At 74.4% G+C, this 20,564-nt stretch carries 20 protein-coding genes; 16 read left to right on the top strand and 4 right to left on the bottom strand.

The window, feature by feature from the left end; translation table 11 throughout:
- Window positions 1–85 precede the first annotated feature (85 nt).
- Window positions 86–1,456, top strand: a complete 1,371-nt coding sequence (locus L7D48_RS07050; RefSeq protein WP_237878084.1) for a VanZ family protein — start codon at window positions 86–88, stop codon at window positions 1,454–1,456.
- Between the two features lie 116 nt (window positions 1,457–1,572).
- Here the strand turns inward: L7D48_RS07050 and L7D48_RS29280 are convergent, their stop codons facing one another.
- On the bottom strand, window positions 1,573–1,965 hold the full coding sequence (locus L7D48_RS29280) for a pyridoxamine 5'-phosphate oxidase family protein (RefSeq protein ID WP_305853125.1): 393 nt from the start codon (window positions 1,963–1,965) through the stop codon (window positions 1,573–1,575).
- Between the two features lie 257 nt (window positions 1,966–2,222).
- Here L7D48_RS29280 and L7D48_RS07040 point away from each other — a divergent pair, with 257 nt between their 5' ends.
- The 10 genes from L7D48_RS07040 to L7D48_RS06995 all read left to right on the top strand — a co-directional run bounded on the left by L7D48_RS07040 (window position 2,223) and on the right by L7D48_RS06995 (window position 8,251).
- A complete protein-coding gene (locus tag L7D48_RS07040; RefSeq protein WP_237878093.1) occupies window positions 2,223–3,461 on the top strand; it encodes a helix-turn-helix domain-containing protein in 1,239 nt (412 codons plus the stop codon).
- Between the two features lie 147 nt (window positions 3,462–3,608).
- Window positions 3,609–3,761 carry a hypothetical protein gene (locus L7D48_RS07035; protein WP_237878083.1) on the top strand — a complete coding sequence of 51 codons (153 nt, stop codon included), beginning with the start codon at window positions 3,609–3,611 and terminating at the stop codon, window positions 3,759–3,761.
- On the top strand, window positions 3,758–4,192 hold the full coding sequence (locus tag L7D48_RS07030; RefSeq protein ID WP_237878082.1) for a hypothetical protein: 435 nt from the start codon (window positions 3,758–3,760) through the stop codon (window positions 4,190–4,192). Before L7D48_RS07035 ends, L7D48_RS07030 begins: the two co-directional genes overlap by 4 nt.
- Entirely contained in the window at window positions 4,182–4,358 is a 177-nt protein-coding gene (locus L7D48_RS07025) for a hypothetical protein (RefSeq protein WP_237878081.1), read from the top strand. Before L7D48_RS07030 ends, L7D48_RS07025 begins: the two co-directional genes overlap by 11 nt.
- A 61-nt stretch (window positions 4,359–4,419) precedes the next feature.
- Window positions 4,420–4,905 carry a hypothetical protein gene (locus L7D48_RS07020; protein WP_237878080.1) on the top strand — a complete coding sequence of 162 codons (486 nt, stop codon included), beginning with the start codon at window positions 4,420–4,422 and terminating at the stop codon, window positions 4,903–4,905.
- Between the two features lie 119 nt (window positions 4,906–5,024).
- Window positions 5,025–5,474, top strand: coding sequence for a roadblock/LC7 domain-containing protein (locus L7D48_RS07015; RefSeq protein ID WP_237878079.1), 450 nt, complete (start codon window positions 5,025–5,027; stop codon window positions 5,472–5,474).
- Window positions 5,475–5,600: 126 nt separating this feature from the next.
- Complete coding sequence (gene tgmA / locus L7D48_RS07010) at window positions 5,601–5,846, top strand: putative ATP-grasp-modified RiPP (protein ID WP_237878078.1); 246 nt, start codon at window positions 5,601–5,603, stop codon at window positions 5,844–5,846.
- Window positions 5,846–6,823, top strand: a complete 978-nt coding sequence (gene tgmB, locus L7D48_RS07005; RefSeq protein WP_237878077.1) for an ATP-grasp ribosomal peptide maturase — start codon at window positions 5,846–5,848, stop codon at window positions 6,821–6,823. The genes tgmA and tgmB overlap by 1 nt, the downstream gene beginning before the upstream one ends.
- Window positions 6,820–7,923 (top strand): methyltransferase domain-containing protein, encoded by a 1,104-nt coding sequence (locus L7D48_RS07000; protein ID WP_237878076.1) that lies wholly within the window; start codon window positions 6,820–6,822, stop codon window positions 7,921–7,923. The genes tgmB and L7D48_RS07000 overlap by 4 nt, the downstream gene beginning before the upstream one ends.
- Window positions 7,924–7,933: 10 nt before the next feature.
- Complete coding sequence (locus L7D48_RS06995) at window positions 7,934–8,251, top strand: MazG-like family protein (protein ID WP_237878075.1); 318 nt, start codon at window positions 7,934–7,936, stop codon at window positions 8,249–8,251.
- 109 nt (window positions 8,252–8,360) lie between these two features.
- Here L7D48_RS06995 and serC read toward each other — a convergent pair whose 3' ends face one another.
- Window positions 8,361–9,479, bottom strand: a complete 1,119-nt coding sequence (gene serC / locus L7D48_RS06990) for a phosphoserine transaminase (protein ID WP_237878074.1) — start codon at window positions 9,477–9,479, stop codon at window positions 8,361–8,363.
- A gap of 159 nt (window positions 9,480–9,638) precedes the next feature.
- On the opposite strand from serC, the gene L7D48_RS06985 reads away from it, so the two are divergent.
- The gene (locus L7D48_RS06985; RefSeq protein ID WP_237878073.1) at window positions 9,639–12,581 is read left to right on the top strand and encodes an FAD-binding and (Fe-S)-binding domain-containing protein; all 2,943 of its coding nucleotides are present in this window, start codon (window positions 9,639–9,641) and stop codon (window positions 12,579–12,581) included.
- A gap of 218 nt (window positions 12,582–12,799) precedes the next feature.
- Window positions 12,800–14,371 (top strand): alpha/beta fold hydrolase, encoded by a 1,572-nt coding sequence (locus tag L7D48_RS06980; protein ID WP_237878072.1) that lies wholly within the window; start codon window positions 12,800–12,802, stop codon window positions 14,369–14,371.
- 190 nt (window positions 14,372–14,561) lie between these two features.
- Here L7D48_RS06980 and L7D48_RS06975 read toward each other — a convergent pair whose 3' ends face one another.
- Complete coding sequence (locus tag L7D48_RS06975) at window positions 14,562–15,662, bottom strand: citrate synthase 2 (protein ID WP_237878071.1); 1,101 nt, start codon at window positions 15,660–15,662, stop codon at window positions 14,562–14,564.
- Window positions 15,663–16,101: 439 nt separating this feature from the next.
- Here L7D48_RS06975 and pdxH point away from each other — a divergent pair, with 439 nt between their 5' ends.
- Both pdxH and L7D48_RS06965 read left to right on the top strand, forming a co-directional pair.
- Window positions 16,102–16,782 (top strand): pyridoxamine 5'-phosphate oxidase, encoded by a 681-nt coding sequence (gene pdxH / locus L7D48_RS06970; protein ID WP_237878092.1) that lies wholly within the window; start codon window positions 16,102–16,104, stop codon window positions 16,780–16,782.
- A 392-nt stretch (window positions 16,783–17,174) separates the two neighbouring features.
- A complete protein-coding gene (locus L7D48_RS06965) occupies window positions 17,175–18,596 on the top strand; it encodes a PAS domain-containing protein (RefSeq protein ID WP_374491485.1) in 1,422 nt (473 codons plus the stop codon).
- 33 nt (window positions 18,597–18,629) lie between these two features.
- Here the strand turns inward: L7D48_RS06965 and L7D48_RS06960 are convergent, their stop codons facing one another.
- Entirely contained in the window at window positions 18,630–19,415 is a 786-nt protein-coding gene (locus tag L7D48_RS06960; protein ID WP_237878070.1) for an SIS domain-containing protein, read from the bottom strand.
- Window positions 19,416–19,770: 355 nt separating this feature from the next.
- Here L7D48_RS06960 and L7D48_RS06955 point away from each other — a divergent pair, with 355 nt between their 5' ends.
- Entirely contained in the window at window positions 19,771–20,466 is a 696-nt protein-coding gene (locus L7D48_RS06955) for a metal-dependent transcriptional regulator (protein WP_237878068.1), read from the top strand.
- Window positions 20,467–20,564 lie beyond the last annotated feature (98 nt).

The following is a 20,564-nucleotide window of genomic DNA, read 5'->3' as shown; positions in this document are numbered from 1 at the left end:
CCGTTCGAACCACGCGGTCTAGGGTGAGCCGGAACGATCATGCGCCTGGCCGCGCGGCCGGGCGCGACCGAGGGGGGTTCCGGTCTTGCTCACCGCCGTCTTCCGAGGCCACGAGGGGTTCGTCGCCTTCGCGGTCCTCCTGACCGCGGCCTGCGCGGCGGCCGTCTGGCACCGGGCCCGGCGGCGCGGTCTCCCGCGCCCGGCCCTGCACGCGCTGTGGGCCGCCTCCGCGGTGAGCGTCGTCGCCCTCACCCTGTGGACCACGCACGGCAGCGGAATGTCGGGTGTGTGCACCGTCAACAGGGACGTCCTGGAACCGTTCCGGACGGTCCAGGGGCGGCTCAACGCGGGGCTGTTCGTGCCCTTCGGGCTGCTGGGGACGCTCGCCACCCGCCGCCCCGTGGTCGTGCTGGCCCTCGGCCTGCTGACCTCCGCCGCGGTGGAGACCGTCCAGGGCGCCGCCCCGTTCGTGGCGCGGCTGTGCGACACCAGTGACCTCGTGGCGAACGCCGCCGGCGCGGCGGCCGGCGTCGCCGCGGGCGCGCTCCTCGTCGCCGGGAGGAGCCGGGAGACCGCCCTGCCCGCCCGTACCGGCCGGCGTGCCCTGGCCGCCACCGGGGTGGGCGCGGTGCTGCTGGGCGGGGTCTGGCTGCTGTGGATGTCGCCGACGGCGGTGGAGCACACGGTGAGCGACGTCCCCGCCTCGGCCGAGCAGCGCGAGGCCGTCGAGACCGCGCTGCGGGAGGCCTTCGGCGGCCACTACTCCGTCGAGTCCGCGAGCTTCGTACGCGGCGAGGGGGAGTCGGGCACCGTGGCGGCGCACTTCGCCTCGGGATGGGCCGAGGTGGACTGGCCGGAGCGGGACGGCCTCAGGGTGGACCTGATCCCCGGCGAGGTGGAGGAGGGGCACGCCTTCGCCGTTCCCGGCGCTCCCGGCCCCGCGCGGACGGCCGAGGACGCCGAGCGCACAGCCACCGGCTACGCCGAGCGGTACGCGCCGTGGGCGCTGGAGGGCTCCCGTGTCGCGGTCGAGCGGCAGAAGGCGGAGGAGGCCGGGGACGGCACCCCGGGCTGGTGGGTGACCTGGACCGGCCGGCGGGGAGAGGTTCTGCTGCCGAAGCGGCTGGACGTGCTGGTCGAGCCCGCCGGACGGCTCACCGGCCTGGTGGCGCGGAACGTGGAGGCGCCCCGGCTGCCCGAGGTGACGGTGCCGGAGGAGCGGGCGTGGAAGGCCGCCGGGAAGCACCTCGGCCGGGGGACCGGGGACGCCGAACGGGCCGAGCCCGTACTGCTGGCGGTGCGGCACGAGGGCGCCTGGCGGGTCCACTGGCTGCTGACGCTGCGGGAGGGGTCCCGGACGCACACCGCCGCCGTCGACGCGGCGACGGGGGAGGTCCACCCCGCCGAGACCTGGGACGCCTCGCTGGGAGGGCAGTACCAGCCGTTCCTGCCGTGAGCACCCGGCCCCGGGCCCTGTGCCCTGAATCCTGTGCCCGGACCCCTGATCCCTGGCCCGGCAGGAGGTCCGGGCCGCGCTCCGGGAGGTCGTGTCCGCCGCCGGACCCGCCACCCTCACCGCTCGCCCACCGGGCGCAGCTCGTACAGCAGCGACCGGTCGAGCATCAGCCGGTGGCCCAGCGGCACCAGCACACCCCGCGCGGGATGCTTGCGGGCCAGATGCCCGGCCGCGTGCCGGGCCTCGCGGCCCGACAGCCGCCGCACGTCCACCTTCATCGGCGCGCCCGCCGGAGTGCCGCCCAGGGTGGCGGGGGAGATCTCCGCCTCGGGGCGGCGGCGCAGCCGCTCGGCCGTGCCCGACCGGCCGTGGGCGCGCACGTAGGCGCGGTCGCCCTCCACGGCGATCGCCGTGGCCGTGCCCACCGGCACACCCTCGCGGTCGTACGTGGCCAGCCAGACGCGCCGCTCGCCGGCGAACAGACTCAGCCCGGTGCCCGGAGTGCTCATGCGCCGCCGGGTACCTCACCGGGGCCGCGCGGAAACCGGCCCGGCCCACGGGGCCCGCCCGTTTCCGTCCGGCCCTCGCCCGGAGACCGGCCGGTCCCGCAGCGCACCGTCGCCCCCGGCACCACTATGCGTGGGTGGGCTGCTCGAAGGCCCGCACCGCAGCCCTCACAAGCCACGGTCACCGCTCAACCCCCCACGAAGACGGCTCCGCCCCATACGCTGTGGACGACGAGCTACCCAGAGAAGGGGGCGGAGTTATGTCCATCGCCGATGCCACCCCGGAACCCGTCGCATTCGGAGAGCGTCTGCGCATCCTGCGGACCCGCCGAGGCATGAGCCGACCCGTCCTGGCCGGCCTGCTGGACCGTTCCCCGAGCTGGCTCAAGCAGGTCGAGCGTGGGGAGATCCACACCCCTCCGCTGCCGATGGTCCTGCGGATCGCCGAGGTGCTGCGGGTCCGTGATCTGTCCGACCTGACCGGGGACCAGTCCATGCCCGCTGCCCTTTTCATCGGTCCCGGCCACCCTCGCCTGCCCGAGGTCCGCGCCGCCGTCGACGCCTTCCCCCTCACCCGCGCCGACCGCCAGGCCCCGGACACCGCGCACCTGCGCGCCCGCCTCGACCGTGCCTGGGCCGCCCGCCACTCCGCCCCCAACCACCGCGAAGTCCTCGGCTCCCTGCTGCCCGGTCTGATCCGCGACGCCCAACTCGCCGTACGGCAGGCCGATGCCGCACCCGAGCGACGCACCGCCCAAGCCGTCCTCGCCGAGGTCTACAGCCTCAGCCAGTTCTTCCTGGCTTACCAGCCCGACAGCGCGCTGCTGTGGCGGGTCGTCGAACGCGGCATGGTCGCCGCCCAGGAATCGGAAGACCCCCACGCCCTGGGCATGGTGGCCTGGCTTACCGCCGAGGCCCACCGCGACTCCGGTCACTACGACGGCGCCGACGCCGTCACGATGGAGTGCCTGCGCTACCTCGAGCCCGAACTGCCCGACGCGGACGACCACGTCCGCGCGATTGCCGGAGCCCTGCAGGTCGCCGCGGGTTACACCGCCGCCCGCCGCGGCGACACCGGCGCGGCGTGGGGCTGGTGGGACAAGGCCGACCACATCGCCCAGCGCCTGCCCGACGGTTACTACCATCCCGTCACTTCCTTCTCCCGCGCCGTCATGGGAGCCCACGCCGTCACCCTCGCCGTCGAACTCCACGCCGGCGGGGAGAGCGTGAGGCAGGCCGCCCGGGCCGACGCCCGCTGCATCCCCTCCCGCCCGCGCCGAGCCCGGCACCGCATCGAGGAAGCCCGCGGATACCAGCTCGACGGCCAGCCCGAAACCGCGCTGGCCACCCTGGAGAAGGCTCACGAGAACGCGCCCGAGACGATCCGCTACAACGGCTATGCCCGGCGGATCATCCTGGAGGAGACCGAGGCGAAGTCTCCCGAGCGGCGGCGCCGTGCCTCCGAGTTGGCGGTGAAGGTCGGTGTTCTCGCTGCCTGAGTGATCGCCGCCTGAACGGGAGTGCGAGGGGCAGGAATCCTGCCCCTTCCTCCGCTGCAGGGGTCCTACTTTCGGTGACGAACCGATCACCGGAAATCTTCGGGGGCTCCTGTGCAGACCTTGCCCACCGCACCACCGTCTGCTGCCGTGCCGGCCGCAGCAGATGCCCTGGCCGACATCGTCACCGTCATGGGGGCGATCGGCCGAGCCCTGCCCATCAGCACGGCCCTGCCTCGGCCCGAGGCCGCCGACTGCCGGTGGTTGCCACGGCACCTCGCCCCCGAGGAGCCGGCGCGGTGACCGCTCCCGCCGAGCAGGCCGCCCACTCCGCTCCGCTGGTCCGGGCGGGGGTGTGGTGCGAGGCGGTCAGCACCCTCACCGGTCTGCCGGGAACGGCCATGCGCCGGGACGGGTACGCGGCCCCGAGCCCGGAGGCGGCGATCCGGTGGATCCGGGCCGGGGCGCGCACCGTGGTCTCCGTACTCGGCCCGAACCAGGCCGGGTACGTGCTGGACCACTGGGTGGACGGACCCGGCTCGGCGCGGGCGTGCGCCCGGCTGCGCCGGGGCGAGTCCTGCTCGCTGACCCTCTACCCCGGCATTCAGCACCTCACCTGGCAGGCCCGCCCGGCGCGGTTCCTGTACCTGGCGGAGGTCAACGGCCATCCCCCGTGCGGCCGTCGGCACCGGCCGCGACTGCTGCCGGCCGGGAGGGCCGACCATGCCCGGTGACGCGCCCAGGACGCCCAACGGGGCGAAGACCGAGCAGCCCGGTCGGCTGGGCTGCGCGTACCTGACCGTCAAGGCGAACCCTGGCGCTCTCGCCGTGGTCATCGGCCTTCTCGCTTTCGCTGCCTGGCAGTTGTGGCCGCTGGTCGCTCTCGCCCTCGGCCGGTAGCGCCCACCCCCTCCAAGCCGGACCGACCCCTGCACCACCCGATCGAGAGGCACCACGCTCCGTGAACCCGACCCTGACGCACCCTGATGCTGACCTGTCGGACCTGATCCTCGGCCCCCTGGAACTGGGATGGCTGCGGCCCACCGGCCGCGTTTCGGAGGTGCTGCGCGCCTGGGGACACGGGGCGCTGGGCGAGGCTCCGGCCGGGCCCGCCTGGGACGTGGTACGCCTGCCCACCGGCACCGCGTACGCGACGGTGCGGCGGCTCCGCGCGGCCCGCGCACCGCTGGGGCCGGTCCTGGCCACCCCGCTGGGCGTGGACTTCCTTCTCGCACCCGGCTCGGCGGACGGCTGGAACGCCCCCGGCAGCACGCGCCTGCCCGACCGCACGCTGGTGCCGCTGCCGCACCCGGACTACGCCGAACCCCGCCACCTGGGCGGCCGGTCCTGGATCGTGCGCCCGACCGGCACGCAACTCACCGACGGACCCGCCCTGCGGGACGCCTACACCGCCGCCCGCACGGCGGCGCAGGAGGCCGCCCGGTGAGCGCCGCGCCACAGACCCCTGCCCCCGGCGACGGACGTTCCAACTCCCCTGCGGCCCGCAGCCGGGGGCAGGCACCAGACCGCTTCCCCCTCCCGTCCCTCACCCGAGGAAGGCACCCCATGGCCGGCACACAGCGCACCGGCGGCACCGACCCGAAGACATGGCTGATCCAGGGCCTGGTCGAGCGCAACGCCCGCATCCGCAGCGCGGCACTGGTCACCTCCGACGGGCTGATCCGGGCCGCCCACGGCCTGGACGACACCGACACCGCCGATGTCCTGGCGGCCATCGTCTGCGGCCTGTACTCCCTGGCCAGGGGCGCCGCCGCCCGCATCGACGCCGGACCCGGCCCACACCCGGACGGCGACGTGCGACAGATGACCGTGGAACTCGCCCGCACCCTGCTGTTCGTCCGCGCCGCCGGCGTCCGCGCCCACCTGGCCGTCATCGCCGACCGCGACGCCGACCCGGCCGTGGTCGGCTACGAGACGGCGCGACTGGTCAGGCGGGTCCGCACCCACCTGGCCGCGCCCGCCCGCACCACGGCGGCCCCGGGGACGGCCGGATGATGCCGCTCCCGGCGGTACAGGGCCCGGGCCCGCAAAGGACTCCGTGAGGCATCGCACCGATGGTGCCGCACGGCAAGCCCGCCGCCCGGTGGGCCGTACGAGAAACGACCAGAAGGAGGAACACAGATGTCCACCACGGCAGCGGTGCCGTTCGGCGCTCGCAACCCCCAGCCCCCGTACACCGTCACCATCGACCCGAGGGAGTTCACCTACGACCCCGACCGGCAGGTGAACGTGATGGGTGACGGCCGTCTGTGGGCCCACACCCCGGTAGCCGCGTCCAGCACCGCCACCAACAACGACTCCAACGGACCGGCGGACGAGACGTCCGATCCGTACGCCTTCCCCGCCGACTACGTCGAAGCCGCCTGATGGCCGCGCCGCGCGGGCACGTCCTGGTCGTGGCCGAGGACCTGGACGCGAGCGCCGATCTCGTCGTCCAAGCCCTCAACGACCGGAATGTGCCGGTGATGAGGTTCGACATCGCCGATTTCCCTCTGCACGTCACGCTCACGGCTGGGCATGACGGTCGTACGCCCGGCTGGCGCGGGGAGTTGGGCACCGGTGCCCGCGTGGCGCGGCTGGAGGAGGTCCGGGCCGTCTACTACCGGCGGCCCGGTCTCCCCCGCATCTCGCCGCAGGTGGCCGAGGAATACCGGGAGTGGGCGCGTGCGCAGGCCCTGGTGGGCGTGGTGCAGGTCCTCTCCTCGCTGCCGGTGGTGTGGATGCACCACCCGGACACCTACCGGGCCGCGGCCCACAAGCCCGCCCAACTCGTCGCCGCCACCGACGCCGGGCTCACAGTGCCACGCACCCTGATCACCAACAGCCTCGACCGGGCCCGCCGCTGGGCCGCCCGGATCGAAGGTCCGCTGGTGTGCAAGCCCATCGCCGCCGCCCCACTGAACCGGCCCGATGAGAAGCCGCTGACGCTGCCCACCCGCCGCGTGGAGCCGGACGAGTTGGACGAGTCCCTGGAGACGACCGCGCACCTGCTCCAGGAGTGGGTGCCCAAGCAGTACGAGGTGCGGCTGACCGTCGTCGGCGACCGGATGTTCCCCGCCGCGATCCATGCCGGCAGTGAGGCCGCCCGCGTGGACTGGCGCGCCGACTACGACGCGCTGAGCTACGAACCCGTGCCCGTCCCCGAGCCGGTGGCCGAGTCCGTACGCCGGTTCATGGACCACTACCACCTGAACTACGGGGCGTTCGACTTCGCCGTCACCCCGGCCGGCCGCTGGGTGTTCTTCGAGTGCAACCCCGCCGGGCAATGGCAGTTCATCGCCGCCGCCACCAAGTTACCGATCGCCGAGGCCCACGCCGACCTTCTGCAAGGAGCCGCCGCATGACCGTCCCCGCCGACCCCTCGCGAGATCTCCGCACCGCCCTGGCACACCGGCTCACCGCCCCCGGCGACCCGTGGCGGGCCGCGTTCGAGACGGTGCCCCGGCACGTGTTCGTACCCTCCTTCCACGAGCAGGCGGAGGACGGCCGGTGGGTGACCATCACCCCCGAGAACCCGCGTTACTGGGAGGCCGTCTACTCCGACCGCGCACTGACCACCCAAATCGCCGACGGCACCCCCACATCGTCGTCCAGCCAGCCGAGCCTGATGCTGGAGATGCTCCACGCCCTGGACATGGCCGACGGGCACAGGGTGCTGGAAGTCGGCACCGGCACCGGCTACAACGCCGCCCTCCTCTCCCACCGGCTCGGCGACAGCCGGGTGACCACCATGGACGTGGACCCCGACCTGACCGGGGCCGCCACCCGGCGCCTCGGCGAGGCCGGACACCACCCGGCCGTGCGCGTCGGCGACGGCGCGTACGGCGTCCCCGACCGGGCCCCGTACGACCGGATCATCGCCACCTGCGGTCTGCCGTCCGTGCCGTGGCCGTGGGTCGAGCAGGCCTGTGAGGGCGCGGTGATCGTGGTCCCCATCGGCTGGGGTGTCGCCCGCCTGACCATCCACGGCGACGCCGCCGAGGGTGCCTTCCTTCCTGGCGGGGCCTACTTCATGCCCCGCCGCGCGGACGCTCCCGCCCCGGACTTCGCCGGCCTGGAGCGTACCGAGCCCCGCCCCTCCCGCACCGCCACCCCGGTCGACGCACTCCGCCATCTGGAGTTCCCGCTGTCCCTGACCATGCCCGGTTACCGGTTCTGTACCTGGAACCGCGAGGACGACGGCACGGTCGAGGGCCTGGGCCTGTGGACGCCTGACGGGTCGATCGCCCGCGTCCACGCCGACGGCACGGTGCGCCAGGCCGGGCCCCGCCGCCTGTGGGAGGCCGTGGAGGAACTGCACCGGTGGTTCCCGGACACGGCCCCCGCCCGCGACTCCTTCGGCATCACCGTCACCTCCGGCCGCCAGTGGGTGTGGCTGGGCGATCCACGAGGGCCTGGCTGGGATCTGCCGCCCGTCTCCGGCACCGGCGGCCGCGTCCGGTAGAACGGCGCGCATGGACGACGAGACCTGGGAGACGATCGGCCGACTCGTGAAGCGGCTGGACGAACACGGCACCGCCTCACCGGAGACGGCCCGGCTGCTGCGCATCCTCAAGATCGGCGAGGAGGCCGGGGAGGTCGCCGAGGCCGTCCACGGCGCGATGGGCTCCAACCCCCGCAAGGGGCACAGCCACACATGGGACGACGTGCAGAAGGAACTGTGCGACGTGGTCCTCACCGCGATGGTCGCGCTGCGCACCATCACCCCGGACGCGCAGCGGGTGTTCCGCGAGAACCTGGAGCGCGTCGCCGCGCGGGACGCGCCCCGCTGACCCGCCTCCCGCGAGGGGCGGGGAGCCGGGGAAGACGGTGCCGCCGGCCGCCGGGACCGCGACGCGGTCCCGGCGGCCGGCGGCCGGAAGTTACGTACCGCCGTGCGGCTCAGAGACGCTCGGCGACGTAGTCCACGCAGGCCGTCAGCGCCTCGACGTCCGCCGGCTCGACGGCCGGGAACATCGCCACCCGCAGCTGGTTGCGGCCCAGCTTGCGGTACGGCTCGGTGTCCACGATGCCGTTGGCGCGCAGCACCTTGGCGATCGCGGAGGCGTCGACGCCTTCGGCGAAGTCGATCGTGCCGACGACCTGGGAGCGCTGGGCGGGGTCGGCCACGAAGGGAGTGGCGATCTCGGACTTCTCCGCCCAGCCGTACAGCCGCGAGGAGGAGTCGGCGGTGCGGGAGGTGGCCCAGTCCAGACCGCCCTGGCCGTTGATCCACTCCAGCTGGTCGGCCAGCAGGAAGAGGGTGGCGACGGCCGGGGTGTTGTACGTCTGGTTCTTGCGGGAGTTGTCGATCGCCGTCGGCAGGTCGAAGAAGGCCGGGATGTGCCGGTCGGTCGCGGCGATCCGCTCGGCCCGCTCCAGCGCGGCCGGGGAGAACACGCCCAGCCACAGGCCGCCGTCCGCGGCGAACGACTTCTGCGGGGCGAAGTAGTAGACGTCCGTCTCGGAGACGTCCACCGGGAGACCGCCCGCGCCGGAGGTGGCGTCCACCAGGACCAGGGCGCCCTCGTCCGCGCCCTCGACCCGCCTGATCGGCATGGCGACGCCGGTGGAGGTCTCGTTGTGGGTGTAGGCGTACACGTCCACGCCCGCCTCGGCGTTCGGCAGCGGGTGGGTGCCGGGCTCGGAGGAGATCACGGACGGGTCGGCCAGCCAGGGGGCGAGCTTGGCGGCCTTGGCGAACTTCGAGGAGAACTCGCCGAAGGACAGGTGCTGGGACTTCGATTCGATCAGACCGTGGGTCGCGATGTCCCAGAAGGCGGTGGAGCCGCCGTTGCCCAGGACGACCTCGTAGCCCTCCGGAAGACCGAAGAGCTCCTTCACTCCCTCGCGCACCCTGCCGACGAGGTTCTTGACCGGAGCCTGGCGGTGTGAGGTGCCCAGCAGGGACGTACCGGTGGCGGCCAGGGCGCTCAGCGCCTCCGTCCGCACCTTGGACGGGCCCGAACCGAATCGTCCGTCGGCGGGCTTGATGTCTGCGGGAATCTGGAGATCGGCCACGTACCGAAGGGTAGTGCGTGGCCGCCCCGTGTTCCGTGAGGCGTCCATCCCGCGAGACGCGCCGTGGACGCGCTGATGGGACGCGCCGTGGGGCACGCGGCGGGACACACCGTGGAACGACCGGTGCGCGCGGGGCCGGTCGGGATGCACGCTGTTGCCATGGGTGATGACGCGGCGAGGGCGGCACGGGAGCAGGCGCGCACGGCGCTGGAGCGTACGGCGCAGGCGGAGGAGTACGAGCGGGCGCGGGAGGTGGTGCGGGCGCTGCGGGCGGCCGTACGGGGGGAGGTCGCCGACGACGCGGGCTCCCGCGCGCTGGTGACGATGGACGCGTCCAACTACCGGCGGGTGCCGCTGGCCGTGGTCGCGCCGCGTGACGCCGGTGACGTGGCGGCGGCGCTGGAGGTGTGCCGGGAGACGGGGGTGCCGGTGGTGCCGCGCGGCGGGGGCACGTCCATCGCCGGGCAGGCGACGGGCACGGGGGTGGTGCTGGACTTCACCCGCCACATGGACGCGGTCCTCTCGCTCGACCCCGCGGCGCGCACCGCCGTCGTCCAGCCGGGCGTGGTCCTGGACGACCTGTGCCGCGCGGCCGGCGCCCACGGGCTGACCTTCGGCCCCGACCCCTCCACCCACAGCCGCTGCACGCTCGGCGGGATGATCGGCAACAACTCCTGCGGCTCCCACTCGGTGGCCTGGGGCACGACCGCCGACAACGTCCGGGAGCTGGATGTGCTCACCTACGGCGGCGAGCGGGCCCGGCTCGCGCCCGGCGGGGACGGCGTGCCCGAGCGGCTGCGCGCCGGGGCGCGGGCGCTGGTGGGCGGGGAGCTCGCCCGGCTGCGCACCGGCTTCCCCGAACTGCCGCGCCGTATCTCCGGCTACGCCCTGGACGCGCTGCTGCCCGAGCGCGGCGAGGACTGGGTGCGGGCGTTCACCGGCAGCGAGGGCACCCTCGGGGTGGTCACGGCCGCCACGGTGGGGCTGGTGGAGCGGCCCGGCGCACGGGTGCTGGCGGTGCTGGGCTACGCGGACGAGAGCGCGGCGGCCGAGGCGGCCGTCACCCTCCTTCCGCACCGCCCGCTGACGGTGGAGGGCATGGCGAGCGACCTGGTGCCCGAGGCCGAGCGGGCGATGCTGCCCCGGGGCGGGGCGTGGCTGTTCGTCGAGGTCGGCGGCGCGGACGCGGACGGGGCGCGGGCGGCGGCCGAGCGGCTGTGCCGGGCGGCCGCGGGGGACGCCGCCGACCACGCGCTGGTCGCCGACCCGGCAGGGCAGCGCGCCCTGTGGCGGGTGCGGGAGGACGCCTCCGGCACCGCCACCCGCATGCCCGACGGCAGCGAGGCGTGGCCCGGCTGGGAGGACTGCGCGGTCCCGCCCGCCCGGCTGGGCGCGTATCTGCGGGACTTCCGCGCGCTGCTGGCCGAACACGGGCTGCGCGGGCTGCCGTACGGCCACTTCGGCGACGGCTGCATCCATGTGCGCATCGACTTCGACCTGATCGGCGAGGAGGGCGTCGCCCGCTTCCGCCGCTTCTCCACCGACCTGGCCGGTCTGGTGGTCGCGCACGGCGGCTCGCTGTCGGGCGAGCACGGCGACGGGCAGGCGCGCGCCGAGCTGCTGCCGCGCATGTACGGGCGGGAGACGGTGGAGCTGTTCGGCCGCTTCAAGGACCTGTGGGACCCCGACGGCGGCCTCAACCCCGGCATGCTGGTCCGCCCCCACCGCCTGGACGAGAACCTGCGCTTCGCGCCGCTGCCGCGCGAGCCCCTCCCGGTCGTCTACGGCTACCCGGAGGACGGCGGCGACTTCTCGGCGGCGGTGCGGCGCTGTGTGGGGGTGGCCAAGTGCCGGAATCCCGCCGGGAGTCCGGGCGTGATGTGCCCCTCCTACCGGGCGACGGGGGAGGAGAAGCACTCCACGCGCGGCCGGGCGCGGCTGCTGCACGAGATGCTCGCGGGCGAGGTGGTCACCGACGGCTGGCGCTCCCAGGAGGTCCGCGAGGCGCTGGATCTGTGCCTGTCGTGCAAGGGCTGCCGCAGCGACTGCCCGGTGGGGGTGGACATGGCCACCTACAAGGCGGAGTTCCTGCACCACCACTACGCGGGCCGCCGCCGTCCGATGGCCCACTACTCGATGGGCCGGCTGCCGCTGTGGCTGCGGGCGGTGGCCGCCACCCGCACCGCGCCGCTGCTGAACGCCCTGGCCCGCACCCCGGCGGCGGCCCTGGCCAAGCGGCTGGGCGGGATCGCCCCGGAGCGGGAGATCCCGCCGCTGCCGCGCGCCCCCTTCATGCGCCGGTGGCGCGCGGACCGCCGGAAGCGCCCGGCGCGTCCCGTGCACGGCGGCCGGCGCGTCGTGCTGTGGCCGGACACCTTCACCAACCACCTCTCCCCCGAGGCGGGCACCGCCGCCGTACGGGTGCTGGAGGCGGCCGGGCTGGAGGTGGTCCCGCCGCCGGGCGCGGACCGGGTCTGCTGCGGCCTGACCTGGATCTCCACCGGACAGCTCGACGGTGCCCGCCGTGTGCTGCGCCGCACCCTGGACCGGTTGGAGCCCGTACTGGCGGCCGGGGTCCCGGTGGTGGTCCTGGAGCCGCCGTGCGCGGCGGCGCTGCGCACCGACGCCCCCGAGCTGCTGCCGGACGACCCGCGCGCCGAGCGGCTGGCCGCCCTCGTGCGCACCTTCGCGCAGGCGCTGGAGGAGTACGCGCCCGGCTGGACCCCGCCGCGGATCGGCCGCCCGGTGGCCGGCCAGACCCACTGCCACCAGCACGCCGTGCTGGGCGACGCGGCGGAGCGGCGGCTGCGGGAGAAGGCCGGGCTGACCGGCGGGCTCAGCGACGGCTGCTGCGGACTGGCGGGCAACTTCGGCTTCGAGAAAGGGCACTTCGAGGTGTCGGCCGCCTGTGCGGAGGAGAAGCTGCTGCCGGCGGTGCGCGGCGCCGAGCCGGGTACGGAGCTGCTGGCCGACGGCTACTCCTGCCGCACCCAGCTCGCCCAGCTCGGCGGATACCGCGCCCGCCACCTGGCGGAGGTGCTGGCCGAGGCGCTGGACGGGCCGCCGGAGGGGGAGCGGCCGCAGGAGCGGCCGGGGCGGTGAGGCGGGGCCTCTGCCCGGCGGCGCCCGTACGGCGGACGGAACCGGTCGGCGTTCGCCCGATGGTGCGACGAGGGGTGCGACGAGGGGCGCGGGGAAAGTTACGGATGCGTAACTTACTGACGGGTTACCAGTGGTAAGCCTCGCGTCTAGTCTCGGGTCACCTTCCCCACACGCCCGCCGGCCCCCCACGCCGGCGACACGACTCAGGAAGAGGGCCCATGGGACACCCTCGCAGGCGTCTGCGCACGTCCACTGCCGTCGCCGCCGTCTCGGCCGCGGTGCTGGCCGGGACCGTCGCCGGCCCGGTCACCGCCGCCCACGGCACGACCGCCTCGTCCACCGTCCGCTTCGTCGAGATCCCCGGCGACGGCGGTACGCCGCTGGCCGCCAACGTCGTCGTGCCCGGCGACGCGGACGGCGGGCGCCGCTACCCGCTCGTCGTGCTCCCCACCAGCTGGTCCATGCCGCAGGTCGAGTACCTCGCCCAGGCCAAGAAGCTCGCCGACTCCGGCTACGTGGTGCTCAGCTACAACTCGCGCGGCTTCTGGCAGTCCGGCGGCGAGATCGAGGTCGCCGGCCCACCCGACGTCGCCGACGCCTCGAAGGCCATCGACTGGGCGCTGGCCAACACCCCCGCCGACCCCGAGCGGATCGGCATGGCCGGCATCTCCTACGGCGCGGGCATCAGCCTGCTGGCCTCCGCCCACGACGACCGGATCAAGGCCGTGGTCGCCATGAGCGGATGGGCCGATCTGGTCGACTCCATCTACAGCGGCCGCACCCAGCACACCCAGGCGGCCACGTTCCTCACCGGCGCCGGCTATCTCACCGGCCGCCCGAGCGACGAGTTCAAGGAGATCATCTCCGGCTTCCTCACCTCCGACCTGGAGAAGGAAGGCGACATGATCGCCTGGGGGAAGAAGCGCTCCGCCGCCACCCACATCGACCGGATCAACGCCAACGGTCCCGCGATCATGCTGGGCAACGCCTGGGGCGACTCGATCTTCCCGCCCAACCAGTACGCCGACTTCTACGAGAAGCTGACCGGCCCCAAGCGCCTGGAGTTCCGGCACGGCGACCACGCCACCCCCGAGATGCCCGGCCTGCTGGGTCTGCCCAACGACGTGTGGAACAGCGCCGAGCGCTGGCTCGACCACCACCTCAAGGGCGAGGACAACGGCGTCGACCGCGAGCAGCCCGTCCAGCTCACCGACCGCCAGGGCGACCAGGAGGGCTACCCCGACTGGAAGTCCGTGCCCTCGGGCACCGAGCGGATCGCGCTGAACGACACCGAGCGCATCCTGGCGAACCTCGACTCCGGCGCGAACGGCGGCACGGTCTTCCTCTCCAGCATCTTCGACCAGCTCACCGGTCTCCCGCCGACGGTCTCCGTCCCGCTGCTGCCCGACTGGTACTCCGCGGTCTGGAAGTCCGAGCGGTACGCCACCGCCCGGCAGGTCCGGGGCACGGTGAAGCTGCACACGACGGTGACCTCCAACCGGTCCAGCGGCACCTTCGTCGCCCACCTCTACGACGTGGGGCCGCTGGGCGTGGGCAGGCTGGTCACCCACGCGCCGTTCAGCTTCCACGGCAGGACGCCGGGCGAGGCGTTCGGCGTGGACCTGGAACTGTTCTCGACCGCCTACGACGTCCCGGCCGGGCACCGGCTCGCCCTGGTGATCGACACCGTCGACCCGCTCTACGCCGAGCACAACCCGTTCGGCGCGAAGCTCGCCTTCTCCTCGCCCGCGGGCGACCCCTCGTACGCCGAGATCCCGGTGCGCGACTGAGCACACGGCCGGCCCGGTCCGGTGCCCGACGGCCTCACCCCGCCGCTTCCGGCGGGGTGAGGCCGTCCGCTTTCCGCGGGCGGCTCCACGGACGGTTCCGCGGGAGGGAACGGGCCCGGACGCGCGCCGGCCCCGGAGCGACGGGGGCGTCGCTCCGGGGCCGGCGCGGTGTCCGTACGGACGGGGGGCCTCAGCGGGCGATCTCGTCGTAGCCCTCGATCTCCCGCACACTGCGCGGACCCGGGCCCACGTAGCGCGCGGAGGGGCGCACCAGGCGGCCGGTGCGCTTCTGCTCCAGGATGTGCGCCGACCAGCCGGCGGTGCGGGCGCAGCTGAACATCGAGGTGAACATGTGCGCCGGGACCTCGGCGAAGTCCAGCACGATCGCCGCCCAGAACTCCACGTTGGTGGCCAGCACCCGGTCCGGACGCCGGTTGTGCAGCTCCTCCAGCGCCGCCTTCTCCAGGGCCTCGGCGACCTCGAAGCGCGGCGCGCCCAGCTCCCTGGCGGTACGGCGCAGCACGCGGGCGCGCGGGTCCTCGGCGCGGTAGACGCGGTGGCCGAAGCCCATCAGGCGCTCGCCGCGGTCCAGGGCGCCCTTCACGTACGCCCGGGCGTCACCGGTCCGCTCGATCTCCTCGATCATGCCCAGCACGCGCGAGGGCGCGCCGCCGTGCAGCGGGCCGGACATCGCGCCCACCGCACCCGACAGCGCCGCCGCCACGTCCGCGCCGGTGGAGGCGATGACGCGGGCGGTGAAGGTGGAGGCGTTCATGCCGTGCTCGGCGGCCGACGTCCAGTAGGCGTCCACGGCCGCGACGTGCTTGGGGTCGGGCTCGCCCCGCCAGCGGCGCATGAAGCGCTCCACGACGGTCTCGGCCTTGTCGATCTCCCGCTGCGGCACCATCGGCAGGCCCTGGCCGCGCGCCGACTGGGCGACGTACGACAGCGCCATCACCGCGGCCCGCGCCAGGTCGTCGCGGGCCTGCTCCTCGTCGATGTCCAGCAGCGGGCGCAGGCCCCACACGGGCGCGAGCATCGCCAGCGCGGACTGCACGTCCACGCGGATGTCACCCGAGTGGACCGGGATGGGGAAGGGCTCGGCCGGGGGCAGGCCGGGGGTGAAGCCGCCGTCCACCAGCAGGCCCCACACGTTCTCGAAGGAGACGTGGCCCACCAGGTCCTCGATGTCCACACCCCGGTAGCGGAGGGCGCCGCCCTCCTTGTCGGGCTCGGCGATCTCCGTCTCGAACGCGACGACTCCCTCGAGTCCGGGTACGAAGTCGGACATCTGGCGGCTCCTCGTATGTGGTTCGGTAGGAGGACGGCGGGCACCCCAGGGGGCCGGTCGGCTCTCTGCGGGTGTGCCTGCGCGGTTCCGCCGCCGCGTGGGGCCGGCGGCCCGGGCCGGCACCCGGTCCTGCCCTGCTGCTGTTGGGCTGCCGGTGGTGACCGGGCAGTGACTGGTCGGACACGATAACCCGCGCTGTGCGAAGGCCACAGTGGTCCAGCCAGCGATTCTGTCCGGTCCGGCAGGTGCGGGGAAGAGTGAGATGCGGCACACTCCCCGTTTCCCCGCCCCCAGGTGTACACGCTCCCGCGGACGGGCAAACTCGCCCGCCACCGCCCGATGCCGCGCGAGGGAGGTGTTGCAAGATGAACGCGTGCCCCAAGCCGACGACGCAGCCCGCGAAGCCCTCGCCCACCGTCCGCACCTGGACCCCGCCGCCATGCGGGCCCACTACCGCGCGGAAGGACTCCGGGAGGAGGATCTCGCCGCCGACCCGTACGGGCAGTTCCTGCGCTGGTTCGAGGAGGCGGTGACCGCCGGACTCCACGAACCGAACGCGATGGTCGTCTCGACGGCCGACGAGCGGGGGCGGCCCAGCTCGCGCACGGTGCTGCTCAAGCAGTTCGACGAGCGCGGCTTCGTCTTCTACACCAACTACGACTCGCGCAAGGGCCGCGAGATCGACGCCAACCCGTATGTCTCGCTGCTCTTCCCCTGGCACGCCGTAGCCCGCCAGGTGATCGTCGCCGGCCGGGCGGAGCGCACCGGCCGCGACGAGACGGCCGCCTACTTCCGCACCCGTCCGCACGGCTCGCAGCTCGGGGCGTGGGCCAGCGAGCAGTCCTCGAAGGTGGCCTCCCGGGAGGAGCTGGACCGCGCGTACGCGCAGCTCGCGGAGCGCTACCCGGAGACGGAACGGGTTCCGGTCCCGCCGCACTGGGGCGGCTACCGGGTGGTGGCGCGGACGGTGGAGTTCTGGCAGGGCCGCGAGAACCGCCTCCACGACCGCCTGCGCTACGTCCGCCGGGATCCGGACGCTTTGGGGGGCCGGGGCGACACGGCCGGTCCGGGCGGTTCCGGCGGGGCGGCGGCCTGGACGGTCGAACGCCTCAGCCCCTGACCCGGAGGCACCGAGGACCCCGGAGGCACCGGGGACCCCGGAGACGCAGACGACCCGCGGGCCTGGCCCCGGTCGCGCCGTGCGGCGCGAGGGGGGTCGGTCGGACGTACCGACAGCCCGCGGGTCGGGTGACTGCTTGGGATTGGCCGGCGGTGCCGGCATCACGCTGTGACGTCGGCCTCCTAGGCCGCAGCCACCTCACGCGTCCGGTTGCAACTCATCTGCCGAACCACCTCCCTTCTCGTGTACTGAGAACGGTAGGCGGCGATATGGGCACGGACAAGCGAATTTCGAGGGCACAACGATTTGCGTGAATCACATGTGCGCTGCGTCACGTTCGAGTTCAATGATCGGGAGTGCAGTTGCGCGCAGCGTCCAGCCGGGGGTGTCAGGTGACGGCTCAGTCCGAGACCCACTTCGAACACGGTGCCGGTGACGGAGGTTCCTCCCGAGGCGGTTCCGCGGGAGGAACCGCCCCGCCGCGAGTCGCCGACTCCGAGGACGAGCTGCTGCTCGCCGCTCTTCTGGACGGCATGGACGCCGCCCTGTGCGCCTTCGACGCCGACGGCGTCGTCACCCACTGGAACCGCGAGGCCGAGCGCGTCCTGGGCTGGACCAGACAGGAGGCCGTCGGCCGCCGGGGGCTGGCGGGATGGGCGGTCCGCACCGCCGACGCCGAGGACGTCCAGGGGCGGCTGATGGCCGCGATGGCCGCGCCGGGGCGCAGAGTTCACGAGTTCGCGCTGGTGCGCAAGGACGGCGGGCGGGTGCTGGTGCGGGTGCAGTGCTCCGGTGTGCGCGACGCGGACGGCCGGCCGACCGGCGTGTACTGCGCGTTCGGCGAGGTGCGCACGCAGATCGACCTGGAGCGGTCGATCGCCCTGAGCGAGGCCCTGTTCGAGGGCGCCTCGTGGGGGGTGGTCCTGGTGGACGCCGACCTGCGCCCGGCCGTCGCCAACCTCCACGCCGCCCGCGCGCTGCGCGTCGGCCGCACGGCCATGCTGGGGCGGCCGCTGGGCGAGCTGGTGGGGGAGGGCGTGGATGAACTGGAGAGCGCCCTGCAGCACGTACTGGCGGAGGGCCCGCCGCCCGCTCCGGCGGAACTGTGGGTGACGCTGCGCACCGGGGCCGGCGAGCAGGAGGCGGAGCGGGAGGGCGGGCCGGCCGGGGACGCGCGGCGCTGCTGGCGCAGCGGCTTCCTGCGGCTGGTCTCGCCGATGGCGGAGGAGGCGCCGGTGCCGCTGGGCGTGGCCTGGTTCTTCACGGACGTCACGGACGCCAGGCGGGCCGAGCAGGAGGCGGCGCGGTTCCGCTTCCGGGGCAACCAGGCCCACCGGGCGGCGCGGGCCGCGGCCGAGTGCGAGGACCCGATGGAGGCGGTGGCCGTCCACCTGGACTTCGCGCTGGCGGGCTTCGCGGACCACGCGCTGCTGGACCTGGCGGCGCCCGGCTCCCCGGTCCGGCTGGTGCGCACCGTCGAGGCCCCGGCCCCGGGCACGTCGACCACGGGTGTCCCGGTCCCCTACGCGAGCGACCACCCGGCGCTCCAGGCGTACGAGCGCTGCGGCCCGGTGCGCACCAGCGTGGGCGGCGCGGCGGTGCGGGGGTGGGCGAGGGCCCGCAGATGGCCGGAGGGCACGGTGCACGGCCTGTGCGCGGTCCTGCGCAGCCGCGGCCGCACCCTGGGCGTACTCACCTTCCTGCGGGGGCCGAGCCGGCGCGCCTTCGACCGCTCGGACGCGATCTACGCGGAGGGCGTCGCGGACCACGTGGCAGCCGCGGTCGACCTCGCCCGCGCCCTGTCCCGGGACTGAGCCCGGGCCGGGGCGGGGGTACGGGGCCGGCCGTCAGCGCAGGTGGAAGATCCGGTCGGCGTGCTCGGCCATCACCCGGGCGTTCCACTCGTGGCCCCCGTCCACGTTCCCCGAGCGCAGCAGGGGCGGGGTGACACCGCGGGCGGCCAGCGTGCCCACGGCCGAGGCGACGACGGCCTGCATGATCGCGCCGGTCACCACCGTCGAGGCGGGGGCGAAGGGGGCGCCGGCGCCCTCCATGGTCAGCTCCGCGTCGCCCACCGCGATCTTGCTGTCGACGACGATGTCGCAGTGGTCCTTCAGGAAGGTGCCCGACGGGTTGCGCGGCGAGGTGGCCGACGCGTACGCCACCGAGGTCACGCCGATCACCTTCAGCCCCAGTTCCCGGGCGCGGGAGGCCATCTCCACCGGCAGCGCGTTGCGGCCCGACAGGGAGATCACCACCAGTACGTCCCCGGCCCTCGCCGGGGAGGTCTCCAGCACGGCCGAGGCCAGTCCCTCGACCCGTTCCAGCGCGCTGCCCAGCGTCGCGGGCATGACATCGACACCGACCGCGCCGGGCACGGGCAGGAGGTTCAGCACGGCGAGGCCGCCCGCCCGGTAGACCACGTCCTGGGCCGGAAGGGAGGAGTGGCCCGCGCCGAAGGCGAAGATCCGGCCGCCGCCGGTGAAGGCGTCGGCGATCAGCGTCCCGGCAGCCGAGATGCTGCCGGTCTCCTCCTCCCGGACCCGCTCCAGCAGGCCGACGGCCGCGTCGATGAACCGCTCGGCCGGCCCGCACGCCGCTCTGTCCGCGGCCCGGTCCGCGGCCCCGCTCACAGCCCTGTCCACCGTTCCGCCCGCGGTCTCGTCCGCAGCCCCGTCCGTCGCCCCGCCCATCGCCCCGGCCTCCCGTCGTGTGCCGCCGTACGGCCCGGCGCGTGCCCGGCCGCATGCCCCGGTGAACGCTCCGGCGGACGCCCCGGAACATCCCGTGACGCCGCGATCACGGTGAGGTCTGGACCAGTGCGCTGTCAATACGCGGTGCTCCCGGACGGCGTACGGACGGCTTACGGACGGTGCGCGGAAGGCGTGCGGACGATGTGCGGCGGTCCCGGGCGGATCGGGAACGGTTGTCGGCTCCATGCGTCAGAATTGGTTACCAGGGCCACCGCACGAGCTGACGAGGGGCACGATGTCCGGACTCATCGACACCACGGAGATGTATCTCCGTACCATCCTGGAGCTGGAGGAGGAGGGCGTGGTCCCCATGCGTGCCCGTATCGCCGAGCGGCTCGACCAGAGCGGCCCGACGGTGAGCCAGACGGTCGCCCGCATGGAGCGCGACGGGCTGGTCCGGGTGGCCGGCGACCGGCACCTGGAGCTGACCGAGGAGGGCCGGCGGCTGGCCACGCGCGTGATGCGCAAGCACCGGCTGGCCGAGTGCCTCCTGGTCGACGTGATCGGCCTGGAGTGGGAGCAGGTGCACGCGGAGGCGTGCCGCTGGGAGCACGTGATGAGCGAGGCGGTCGAGCGCCGCGTGCTGGAGTTGCTGCGGCATCCCACCGAGTCCCCCTACGGCAACCCGATCCCGGGCCTGGAGGAGCTGGGCGAGCCCTCGGAGGCCGGGCCGTTCCTGAGCGACGACATGGTGAGCCTGTCGGACCTGGACGCGGGCTCGGACGGCAAGACGGTCGTGGTGCGCCGGATCGGCGAGCCGATCCAGACGGACGCCCAGCTGATGTACACGCTGCGGCGGGCCGGTGTGCAGCCGGGCGCCGTGGTCAGCGTGACGCCCGGCGCCGGCGGCGGGGTGCAGGTCGGCAGCGGCGGCGAGGCGGCGGAGCTGACCGCCGAGGTCGCCACGCACGTGTTCGTCGCCAGGCGCTGAGGGTGTGCGCCGGACGGCCGCCGGGGAGCCCGGCGGCCGTCCCGGCTGTCCGGCCTTCCCGCCGCCCGGGGTTGCGCGGAACGCGGGCGGGCGGGGAC

The organism is Streptomyces sp. ICN903, assembly GCF_022015835.1.
Classification (GTDB): Bacteria; Actinomycetota; Actinomycetes; order Streptomycetales; family Streptomycetaceae; genus Streptomyces; species Streptomyces fenghuangensis.
Note: the sequence above shows the minus strand (reverse complement) of the source record. Positions and strands in the feature narration are given on the sequence as shown.

Bases quoted from the DNA above. Each gene is read 5' to 3' on its own strand.
- L7D48_RS29280 (WP_305853125.1), bottom strand. From the start codon at position 1,965: ATGAGCACTCCGGGCACCGGGCTGAGTCTGTTCGCCGGCGAGCGGCGC.
- L7D48_RS07040 (WP_237878093.1), top strand. From the start codon at position 2,223: ATGTCCATCGCCGATGCCACCCCGGAACCCGTCGCATTCGGAGAGCGT.
- L7D48_RS07025 (WP_237878081.1), top strand. From the start codon at position 4,182: ATGCCCGGTGACGCGCCCAGGACGCCCAACGGGGCGAAGACCGAGCAG.
- L7D48_RS07015 (WP_237878079.1), top strand. From the start codon at position 5,025: ATGGCCGGCACACAGCGCACCGGCGGCACCGACCCGAAGACATGGCTG.
- tgmA (WP_237878078.1), top strand. From the start codon at position 5,601: ATGTCCACCACGGCAGCGGTGCCGTTCGGCGCTCGCAACCCCCAGCCC.
- tgmB (WP_237878077.1), top strand. From the start codon at position 5,846: ATGGCCGCGCCGCGCGGGCACGTCCTGGTCGTGGCCGAGGACCTGGAC.
- L7D48_RS07000 (WP_237878076.1), top strand. From the start codon at position 6,820: ATGACCGTCCCCGCCGACCCCTCGCGAGATCTCCGCACCGCCCTGGCA.
- L7D48_RS06995 (WP_237878075.1), top strand. From the start codon at position 7,934: ATGGACGACGAGACCTGGGAGACGATCGGCCGACTCGTGAAGCGGCTG.
- L7D48_RS06985 (WP_237878073.1), top strand. From the start codon at position 9,639: ATGGGTGATGACGCGGCGAGGGCGGCACGGGAGCAGGCGCGCACGGCG.
- L7D48_RS06980 (WP_237878072.1), top strand. From the start codon at position 12,800: ATGGGACACCCTCGCAGGCGTCTGCGCACGTCCACTGCCGTCGCCGCC.
- L7D48_RS06975 (WP_237878071.1), bottom strand. From the start codon at position 15,662: ATGTCCGACTTCGTACCCGGACTCGAGGGAGTCGTCGCGTTCGAGACG.
- pdxH (WP_237878092.1), top strand. From the start codon at position 16,102: ATGCGGGCCCACTACCGCGCGGAAGGACTCCGGGAGGAGGATCTCGCC.
- L7D48_RS06955 (WP_237878068.1), top strand. From the start codon at position 19,771: ATGTCCGGACTCATCGACACCACGGAGATGTATCTCCGTACCATCCTG.